At 38.1% G+C, this 10021-nt stretch carries 11 protein-coding genes; all 11 read left to right on the top strand.

The genetic code is table 11. The annotated features are described in order from the left end of the window. Positions 1-229, top strand: a 229-nt coding sequence (locus AC1DOS_RS14350; RefSeq protein ID WP_477538042.1) for a hypothetical protein, incomplete at its 5' end; no start/stop codon positions are given. 10 nt (positions 230-239) lie between these two features. Then, positions 240-626, top strand: a complete 387-nt coding sequence (locus AC1DOS_RS14345; protein ID WP_477538041.1) for a hypothetical protein — start codon at positions 240-242, stop codon at positions 624-626. After that, positions 627-1934, top strand: a complete 1308-nt coding sequence (locus AC1DOS_RS14340; RefSeq protein ID WP_477538040.1) for a VanW family protein — start codon at positions 627-629, stop codon at positions 1932-1934. 14 nt (positions 1935-1948) lie between these two features. Further along, positions 1949-3598, top strand: a complete 1650-nt coding sequence (locus AC1DOS_RS14335; RefSeq protein ID WP_477538039.1) for a GspE/PulE family protein — start codon at positions 1949-1951, stop codon at positions 3596-3598. 8 nt (positions 3599-3606) lie between these two features. Then, positions 3607-4647 (top strand): type IV pilus twitching motility protein PilT, encoded by a 1041-nt coding sequence (locus tag AC1DOS_RS14330; RefSeq protein ID WP_477538038.1) that lies wholly within the window; start codon positions 3607-3609, stop codon positions 4645-4647. After that, complete coding sequence (locus tag AC1DOS_RS14325) at positions 4647-5858, top strand: type II secretion system F family protein (RefSeq protein ID WP_477538037.1); 1212 nt, start codon at positions 4647-4649, stop codon at positions 5856-5858. Before AC1DOS_RS14330 ends, AC1DOS_RS14325 begins: the two co-directional genes overlap by 1 nt. 239 nt (positions 5859-6097) lie before the next feature. Next, entirely contained in the window at positions 6098-6529 is a 432-nt protein-coding gene (locus tag AC1DOS_RS14320; protein ID WP_477538036.1) for a prepilin-type N-terminal cleavage/methylation domain-containing protein, read from the top strand. A 38-nt stretch (positions 6530-6567) separates the two neighbouring features. Continuing rightward, complete coding sequence (pilM, locus tag AC1DOS_RS14315; RefSeq protein WP_477538035.1) at positions 6568-7524, top strand: type IV pilus biogenesis protein PilM; 957 nt, start codon at positions 6568-6570, stop codon at positions 7522-7524. A gap of 2 nt (positions 7525-7526) precedes the next feature. After that, positions 7527-8270, top strand: coding sequence for a hypothetical protein (locus AC1DOS_RS14310; RefSeq protein ID WP_477538034.1), 744 nt, complete (start codon positions 7527-7529; stop codon positions 8268-8270). Next, positions 8263-9279, top strand: a complete 1017-nt coding sequence (locus AC1DOS_RS14305) for a LysM peptidoglycan-binding domain-containing protein (RefSeq protein WP_477538033.1) — start codon at positions 8263-8265, stop codon at positions 9277-9279. The genes AC1DOS_RS14310 and AC1DOS_RS14305 overlap by 8 nt, the downstream gene beginning before the upstream one ends. Positions 9280-9413: 134 nt before the next feature. Next, positions 9414-10021: prepilin peptidase (locus AC1DOS_RS14300; protein ID WP_477538032.1), on the top strand; the 608-nt coding region annotated here is incomplete at its 3' end.

Below are 10021 nucleotides of genomic sequence, written 5' to 3'. Positions count from 1 at the left end.
CGATAATTCATTCGGATTCAGTGGCAATGGCAAAATGATTTATTATCCAAGAATAACCCATGCAAAATTACTTCCTGAAAAGCCTAATCAAGTCATCTACACGGATGATTTTGAAGATTTTTTACGCCAATGTTCAGTCAGTATGATTAATATTGATGGAGAATACCAGATGGAATCTGTGGAAAATGGTGATTTTAATTTTGATACATTCATCAACTATAATCCCTAAGAGGTGAACCATGATTAATTATCTGATACTTCTATTGCTCGCACTAATTGTGTTTCCAATAGTCATATTATTCGCAAAAAAGATAGATTTAAAAAAGAAATTAATGTTTTTAGTTGGCGGTTTTTTAATTGCTCTTTTAGGTTTGCTAGCGCAATCATCTCTAAGTTTTTATTATGCGTTAATAATTATGCTCGGTTTGATTTTCGCAGGTGCAGTTATCTTCACAAAACAGTTTGAAAATCAAAAATTAGCCGAAGAAGTCGCTCATGTTTATGTGCCTCAAACAATCAAAGAGGCGATTGAGAAACCAACACAACCTTATGTAGCAGCACCTAAACCTGTTGCCGAAATAAAAAATGATGACTGGTTAAAACCATCTAAGAAGGAGGACCAATAAGTGAATAATAAATTATTTGGGACTACTTTTGCGGTTCTACTTGGCTCATCAGTTTTATTTTTTGGTGTTACACAAGCAGGTACATACTTAATTAATGATGTAATTTTTGCCTCAAAACAATTTGGAGATCAAACCTATATAGGGCCATTTGATGTTTCGAACTTACTAGAAGAAGAAGCTGCAGTGACAGTTCAAACAGGTGTGAAAGGTTGGTATGATCAAGCGCAAGTGAAAATCAAGTTACAGGATGCGGTAGTTCCATTTCCTTTAAAAGCGGTTCAATTTAACACGGATAGTACACTGACTTCAGCACAAAATGGAGCAAAAAACGAACTTCAATTTGATGTCACAAAAGAATCAGTTGGGACGTTTTTAAATCAGCAATTTTCGCCTTTTGTTTTTAGCGATGAGGAAATTCTAAGTGCCACTGAGGCCATTCGTGTTGAGTTAGCTTCTGGACGAAAAGATCAAACTATTGATATTTCAAGTGCCTTATTTGCAAGCAAGACTGCAGAAGCAACAATTACTGATGTAACTTTTGATGCCATCGAACCATCTGTAGGTCTTCAAAATCTCTTATTGACTCTAGATGGGTATACCATTAATCCATTAACTACATTTTCATTATTAGAATTCATTGAAACTGCCGATGTGGGAGTTGTGACAGAGCAAGATTTATCGACAGTTGCATCCATTCTTTATGCATCTGTACTTCAAACAAATTTCGGAGTGGATGAGCGTAGTATTGGACCAATAATACCGACTACAGTTCCACTAGGTTTCGAGGCTACCATTAATCGTAAATTAGGTGTTGATTTTGTGTTCACGAATCCAAATACAACCACTTTTACGCTGAACCTTAAAAACGTTGGAACTAGCTTAAATGCTTCCTTGACTGGTTATCCATTTGTGTATAGTTATCAAACAACAGTAACCAATCGTGAAGAATTCAAACCTAAAACGATAAAGCAGTTTAGTTCGTTCGTTGAGCAAAATACAATTCGTGTTAAAACTAAAGGTGATAAGGGGGTTCAAGTTTCAGTGCTGAAAACCATTGTTTCAGGTGACGATGTTTTAGAAACTATTAATGTTTCAAAAGATTTCTATCCACCCGTACATAAAGTGGAAGTCCATCCATTAACCGTTACTGCCCCTGCTGATGCTACAGGGGCTTCAACTGATGGAACAACTGGTACCACTGATGGTTCTGGATCAGGAACTGGAGATGGGAATAATAGCGACAATACCGACGAAGAAGTAGAACCACAATATGATAAAGGTGGAAATTTAATTCCATCAAGTAAGTAATAGGGGGAAGTAACTTGATTCGTAAAAGACTGGGTGATTTATTAGTTGAAAATGGCTTAATTACAAATGATCAACTAACATCTGTGTTGCAAAAAAAACCGCGTGAAGAAATGCTTGGCGATGCACTATTGCAACAAGGAATTATTACGGAGCAACAGTTACTAGAAGTGCTGGAAATCCAACTTGGTATCCCACAAGTTCAATTATTCCATTATCCATTTGATCCGAAAATTTTTAGCTTGATACCTAAGGATTTGGCGAAACGCAGTTTGATTGTCCCTTTAAAAATCGATGGTGACAAACTATACGTTGCGATGAAAGATCCAATGGATTTCATAACGATTGACGATTTACGATTGATTACTGGTTTTCAAATCATTCCAGCGATTTCATCTAAAGAAGACATATTAAAAACGATTAATAAATATTACGAAGACGAATCGTTTGATGATTTCTTGATTGATCAAGCAGCTTCTGCTGAGAAACAAGAAGAACTATTAGATGTGGATGCACCTGTTGTGCGAATTGTAAATCAGATTATGTCTGCTGCTGTTACTCAAAAAGCAAGTGACATACATTTAGATCCTCAAGAGACCCGTTTATTAGTTCGCTTTCGAATTGATGGGGTTCTACATGATGAACGAACGCTTCCTAAGCTAATGCAAGGAATGGTCACTGCTCGAATTAAAATCCTGGCGAAACTTGATATTACCGAGCATCGTATTCCTCAAGATGGCCGGATAAAAACAAATGTTGATTTTCGACCAATCGATTTGCGTATTTCTTCATTACCAACTGTATATGGTGAAAAAATAGTGATGCGGATTTTGGATTTATCTAATAATTTAACAGACATTTCTAAGCTTGGCTTATCTGAAAAGAATAATGAGCGCTTCATGAAGGAAATTGCAAAACCAAATGGTATCGTTTTGATTTCGGGTCCTACCGGTTCTGGTAAATCTTCTACTTTATATGCGGCTCTAAACTATTTAAATAATGAAGAAGTGAATATTATTACGGTTGAAGATCCAGTAGAGTATCAGCTTGAAGGTGTTAACCAGATTCAAGTGAATTCAAACGTGGGTTTAACATTTGCGGCTGGACTGCGTTCGATACTGCGACAAGATCCAGATATTGTCATGGTCGGGGAGATTCGTGATAAAGAAACGGTTGAAATTGCCATTCGTGCTTCTTTAACGGGACACTTAGTATTAAGCACAATACATACCAATGATTCGATTGCTTCTGTTACTCGTTTATTAGACATGGGTGTTGAACCATTTTTAGTTACCAGTTCAATAAATGCAGTGGTTGCACAACGTTTAGTGCGACGCGTTTGTCGTGATTGTAGTGAAAAACAAGAACCAACAATTCGAGAAATTGCGATTTTCCAAAAACGTGGACTTGATATTCAAACGATATCGCGTGGCAAAGGTTGTCCTTCTTGTGGGATGACGGGCTATCGTGGCCGGATGGCTATACATGAAGTGCTCGTGGTAGATGACAAAATTAAAAATGTGATTAACAAGGGTGGAACAGCAGCTGAAATTCGAGAAATTGCACAAGCCAATGATACCATTTTTTTAATTGATGATGGATTAATGAAAGTACGAGAAGGCAAAACGACGACAGAAGAAATTCTTCGTGTTGCCCTCCAAGATTAGGTGGAAAAATGAGAGAATCAGTCGATCAATTATTAACCAATGCTTTTCATCAAAAAGCATCAGATATTCATATAACCGTCGGAGTTCCTCCGATTTTTCGTGTCCAAGGAGATTTAGTGAAAATTGGATCCACAGCTATTACTGCAGAGATGTCCCGAGAAATGGCGCGAGCAATCACACCTGATAAATTATGGGACACGTTTTTAGAACTCGGTGAGCTGGATTATTCTCATGTAGTTGAAAATGTTGCTCGTTATCGTGTAAATGTATTTCATCAAAAAGGGAAAATCTCTATTGCTTTTCGTACGATTCCGCAAATAATTCCAACAGTTGAGCAATTACAAATGCCCAATACGTTGAAAAATTTAGCGGAAACGAAGCAAGGTTTAATCCTTGTAACAGGTCCAACAGGCTCTGGGAAGTCAACAACATTGGCTGCGATGATTAAACATATGAATACGGAATTAAGTTTACATATTATAACTCTGGAAGATCCGATTGAATATATGCATGAACACGGCACGAGTATCATTGACCAACGTGAAGTTGGCTTTGATACGAAGTCATTTACAAGTGGCTTACGTGCCGCATTACGACAGGATCCAGACGTTATTCTCGTAGGGGAAATGCGTGACTTAGAAACCATAAGTATTGCCATCACAGCTGCGGAAACAGGTCACTTAGTGCTTGGTACTTTACATACATCAAGTGCGGCTTCAACCATTGAACGTATAATTGACGTTTTCTCACCAGAACAACAAGCGCAAGTACGAACACAACTTGGTGGTGTATTAAAGGCAGTAATCAGTCAACGTCTAATTAAAACAGTCGATGGCAAAGGCCGACGAGCTGCAACCGAAATCTTAATTACCAATCCAGCTATTTCGAACTTAATTCGTACGGCAAAAGTACATCAAATTCCAAACGTCATTATGACCAATCGCGCACTTGGCATGCATATGATGGCAACTTCGGTGAAAGAGTTGGTCGAGTCTGGCCAAATTACACAAGAAATGGCGCAGCCATATCTTGAAGGAGAAGAACATTAATGGCACGTTTCCAATATGCCGGTCGCGACCGTAAAGCCGTGCGAAAAGGGATTGTACAAGCAGCGAACCAACGAGAAGCAATCATGAAGCTTCGCGATGAAGGCATTCGCATAACTGAAATAAAGCAGATGGCTGAAACTGCGCTTCAAAAGGATATTTCCTTTGGTAATCCGGTAAAACGCGAACAATTTATAATGTTTTTACGTCAATTTGCGACACTTATGAGAGCTGGCGTTACTATAGTTGATTCATGTGTCATCCTTGCTCAGCAAGTAGAGTCTAAAGCCTTGCGTCGTGCTCTCCTAGAAATATCTGATGATTTAAAAAGCGGAAATGCTTTATCCGAAGCAGTTAAAAAATTCCCTCGAATTTTCGAACCGCTTGTAATTAACCTAATGCAAGCTGGTGAATTAACTGGTTCTATTGACGAATCGTTGGATCGATTAGCCACACACTTTGAGAAAGCATATGTCACAAGACAAAAAGTAGTATCTGCAATGACCTATCCATTAATAGTGGCAGTCTTAGCAGTTGGAGTAGTGATATTTCTTTTAACGTCTATCGTACCTATGTTTGTGGAAATGTTCAGTAGTTTTGGTGGAGAATTGCCGTTACTTACGAGATTCGTAATGGGGGCAAGTGATTTTGTACAAGGATATTGGTACATATTAGTAGCTATTGCAGGCCTTTTTACTGGAGGACTGTGGTTAGTTAAAAGAGATGCAAAAGGACGCTATATGTTAGATACGTTTTTACTGAAAATGCCGCTCTTCGGAAACATATTAAAAAAAGCAGCACTTGCACGTATGACTCGTACACTAAGTTCTTTATTTTCGAGTTCTGTCCCAATCTTAACAGCCCTTACAATGGTTGAACGTGTGGTTGGCAATGAAGTGATTGGAAAAGTGATTCTCCAATCGCGTGATGGGTTAGAGCGAGGAGAGTCGATGACAGGCCCAATGATGGGACACTGGGCTTTCCCGCCCCTTATACCTCACATGATTTCAATTGGAGAACAGACCGGTGCTCTTGATCACATGTTGGAGCGAGTAGCCGAATTCTATGAAAAAGAAGTCGATGCAGAGACTGATAAACTAAAAGCCATGATAGAACCTCTAATGATTGTTTTGTTAGCGGGACTTGTAGGTACTATTGTTATGGCAATAATGTTACCTATGTTTGGTATGTTTGAGAATATGGATAAAATGTAGAAGAAGGCTATCGCCTATATATTGGCTATATAAAGGGACTTATGTTTGGTTTTCGAGAAACAGCTTATTACCTATATTGGGTGTATTAAGGAACAGTTACATCAGATAATATAAGTAATATATACTGAAATAAAAATGAGCATAAAGTCTATTTATCTATATATTTCGACAAATATATATGTTATTATACAAAAGTACTCATAAGTACCAATATTTAGAGAAAAAAGGGGGCTTCATGAATGAGGAAATTCATTCAACAAAAGTTAAAAGAACAAAAAGGTTTAACATTAATCGAGCTTTTAGCAGTAATCGTAATCTTAGCGATTATCGCAGCTATCGCTATTCCGGCGATTGGGAATATTATTGAGAACAGTCGTCATAATGCAGCACGTGCTGATGTTCAAAATGTTTTAGCTTCTGCAAATTTATATTTCACTGAAAATGGCTCGCCAGATACAACTGTTATAGATCAAGATGATCTAGCAACGTTTGTTGATGATTTTGGAAATGTAACGAAAGCTACAGTTACGAAAAATTCTACTACTGGTAATACTATTGCAGCAACTGTTGTGACTGATCAAGGAACATATAATTTCACTACCTTAAATAACAATGGCTTGAGTGATTTAACTGCTGCTAATATAAACGCTTTATTTACTCCAAAACCATAAAAACATAAATTACTCGGATTAAATCAGGAGCTGATTCCATGAGATTAACACCATCGTTCTTAAACAAACGCACACGCGTGGCGACGGTTACAATTGAAGAAGATGCGATCCGAATGGTAGAAGTGAAGTCAACGTCTCCTTTGCATGTAGTTTGTGCAGAGGAGCGTTCTTTGCCTTCTGGCATTATAACGGATGGCAAAATTGTGGACGCGGATACGTTGGTGTCGATTTTAGGCGAGGCCGTGGATGAATGGAAACTTTCCCGCAAATCCGTTCGCTTCTTAGCACCCGACGAATATGTGATTATCCGCAAACTTACTTATCCTCCAGATGTTCGAAAGGATGAGTTAAAGGGCCACTTCTTCATTGAAATTGGTTCGACACTTTACTTACCGTTCGAAGACCCCGTGTTTGATGTGGTTCCCTATATAACTACTTCGACAGAAACCAAAGAAGCTATTTTAATCGCTTCTAAAGAGAGTATTTTGAATACATATGAAGAAGTTTTTGAAGACGTAAAGATGAAACCAATTGTGGCCGATATTGGACCACTAGCTTTATACAGATTGGCTTTTTTACAACATGAGTTTACTGGTGAAGAACACATTTTATTATTGGATGTCAAAAACGATAACTATATAGTGTCTATTTTCCATCAACATTTCCCTTTATTTATGCGTCCTGTGGAAGTACCCGAGCAAGATCAATCGAGTTACTTTAGTGGAACGCAAACATCTAAAATGGAAACACTCATTTCTGAAATTGAAAAACTTATTAATTTCTATCGCTACAACATGAATCAAGGAAATGAAGGTATAACCCATGTGTTACTTAACGGGGAGTTAGATGGATGGGAAGAGTTATTGCAACAACTCGAATCACGCTTTGAGATTAAAACTTCAACTGTTATTCGTGAAACGATTTATTTAGAAGATGGAAAAGCAATTCCTGTTCGTTTTAATCGAGCGCTCGGACTAGCTTTGAAAGAGGTATGATGATGTTAGTAGATATAAATTTACTTGGCGATAAAGAACGGGATCGTCCTGCCTTTGTCGTAGCAGCCATTTCACTTATTCTTTTAGGATTAGTTACGGGGCTTGTTTTCTATTTCCTAGGAAATACATATAGCAACAAACAGCAAGTGCTTGCAGCGCAAAGCGCAGAAGTCGTTGGACAACAAGCTGCTATCAAAGAACAGATGGTAACGACTGCAGCATTAAGTGATACACAGAAACTGCAAAAAACAGTTGAGTGGGCTGAATCTTATCAATATGACACTTTGCCATTGATTCGTGAACTTACTTCGTTGTTGCCAGAACGTGGATTTATCATGAGCTTTGCCTTTACAAAGCCTAACCAAGTGAACATATCTGCTCAATTTGATACATCTCGTGATACGGCATTTTACTTAACTCAACTTAAATCCTCTGAAATGATTACGGATGTAGAGTTATCAACCGTTTCTTATCAACCTGTAACTGAAGAGGTAGTCGAGGAGACTGATGACAAGACTAAAAAAGTTAAAGCGACAGAGGAAATTATGCCTCGTTATTTAGCTACTTATACGGTAACTTTCTTAGATACACGTACGCCTGCCGATGGAACGGCTGTCCCAGTTGATCCGAACGCACCGCCTGTCGAAGGTGAAACACCGGCACAGGGTGAAACACCAGCAGAAACACCTGCTACAGATACACAACCTCCTGCAGATGATGCACAAGGAGATGATGCAGATGAGTAATTTAACAAGAAAACAAAAAGAAATTGGTCTTATTGTATTAGCTAGTTTATTTTGCCTAATTATGATTGCGTATGCATATTTCACATTTTATGTGCCGAAAAAAGAAAGTTTAGCAGTTGCTGAAACTACGCTTACAACTGATAGACAAGTGTTGTTTGCATTGGAGCAGCAACTTGCCGATCAACCTGAGACACCAATTGTCAGTTCACTCGAGCTGCAAAAGAAAGTACCGATTGACCCTTTGACGGAATTAATCATTTTGCAAATTGAAAAAGCTGAAGTCGTGTCGAAATCACTTGTCCAGTCGATGGGTTTTTCACAAGGACCTTTTGTTATTGAAGCCCCTCCAGAAGGGGTGGAGACACTACAACAACTTCTTGTTACTTTAACAATTGAGACATCAACGTATACTACGTTGGAAGCGTTCATTGATGAAATTGAAAAGTTAGATCGCATACTTATTGTGGATAATATTTCATTCAGTTCACCTGCCGAAGTAACAACAGATGAAATTGATCCAGCCAAATTGCAACTGTCATTGTCGTTCACGGCTTTCTATCGCCCGGATTTACTTGAACTTCTTGATGAAGGACCTAAAGTCGATACGCCTTCACCTGCAGAAAAATCGAATCCACTCCCAACGAATGACATTATAGATGGTGGAGAAGAAGTCGCTGCAAAAGCTGGAGCAGCGAAGACAAAAAAAGCGGAAACATCTAAAACGGTTACAAAAGCTCCTGGTAAAAAGACTGTAACAAAGGTTGCAACTGCTCAGTCAACTAAAGTTGAACCAAAAGCAAAAGTAAAGCCTATAGTAAAACCCAAAACAAAAGTTAACCCAAAACCAATTTCTAGACCCAGTTACTACAAAGTAAAACATGGAGACACTTTGTTCTCGATTTCGCAGAAATTTTATGGAAGTCGCTCAGGCGAAAGGAAAATCAAACGAGCAAATGGCTTACTGTCGAATAAAGTCATGACTTATCAAACTCTATACATCCCAAAATAATCACAGAAAACTGGAGAGCTCATCATATCTCCAGTTTTTGTTTCACTACTTTTCTGGTGAATTTCAGGAAATAACTTAAAATCATAATTAAACGTTAGCAAGAGTACTTAATTGTTGAAGATTGAGAGGCATTTATGGAAATCCTATATACAATTTTATTTTTTATTTACGGACTTATTTTTGGCTCATTCTTTAATGTTGTCGGATTGCGCGTACCTAAAAACGAATCAATCGTAACGCCACCTTCACGTTGCACAATATGTGATCGTCGTTTGACGTTTAAAGATTTAGTTCCCGTGTTTTCTTTTGTTTTTCTAAAAGGTAAATGCCGTGGCTGTGGTACAAAAATTAATTGGATTTACCCGGTGATTGAACTGACAACTGGAGTGTTATTTGCATTTGCTTTCTGGAAAATCGGGTTTTCATTTGAGCTTATCGTAGCGATTCTATTTATTTCCATGCTAGTAATCATCACCGTATCTGATTTGGCATATATGTTGATTCCAGACAAGGTCTTGTTATTCTTTGGCGTATTATTAATTATTGCTCGTGYCTTTTCTCCACTAAACCCTTGGTGGGATAGTATCATTGGTGCTGTTGGAGGGTTTGGTCTTTTGTTGTTAATTGCGATATTGTCGAAAGGTGGCATGGGTGGTGGCGATATCAAATTGTTTGCGGTTATTGGGTTAGTTTTAGGGATCATTCCTACACTGTTAACGCTGTTCTTGGCCGCATTTATTGG

Source organism: Paenisporosarcina sp. P5_A11 (assembly GCF_056400705.1).
Note: the sequence above shows the minus strand (reverse complement) of the source record. Positions and strands in the feature narration are given on the sequence as shown.

What these genes read in the sequence shown, in the direction of transcription:
- AC1DOS_RS14345 (WP_477538041.1), top strand. Translation starts at nt 240, where the DNA reads ATGATTAATTATCTGATACTTCTATTGCTCGCACTAATTGTGTTTCCA.
- AC1DOS_RS14330 (WP_477538038.1), top strand. Translation starts at nt 3,607, where the DNA reads ATGAGAGAATCAGTCGATCAATTATTAACCAATGCTTTTCATCAAAAA.
- AC1DOS_RS14325 (WP_477538037.1), top strand. Translation starts at nt 4,647, where the DNA reads ATGGCACGTTTCCAATATGCCGGTCGCGACCGTAAAGCCGTGCGAAAA.
- AC1DOS_RS14320 (WP_477538036.1), top strand. Translation starts at nt 6,098, where the DNA reads ATGAGGAAATTCATTCAACAAAAGTTAAAAGAACAAAAAGGTTTAACA.
- pilM (WP_477538035.1), top strand. Translation starts at nt 6,568, where the DNA reads ATGAGATTAACACCATCGTTCTTAAACAAACGCACACGCGTGGCGACG.
- AC1DOS_RS14310 (WP_477538034.1), top strand. Translation starts at nt 7,527, where the DNA reads ATGTTAGTAGATATAAATTTACTTGGCGATAAAGAACGGGATCGTCCT.
- AC1DOS_RS14305 (WP_477538033.1), top strand. Translation starts at nt 8,263, where the DNA reads ATGAGTAATTTAACAAGAAAACAAAAAGAAATTGGTCTTATTGTATTA.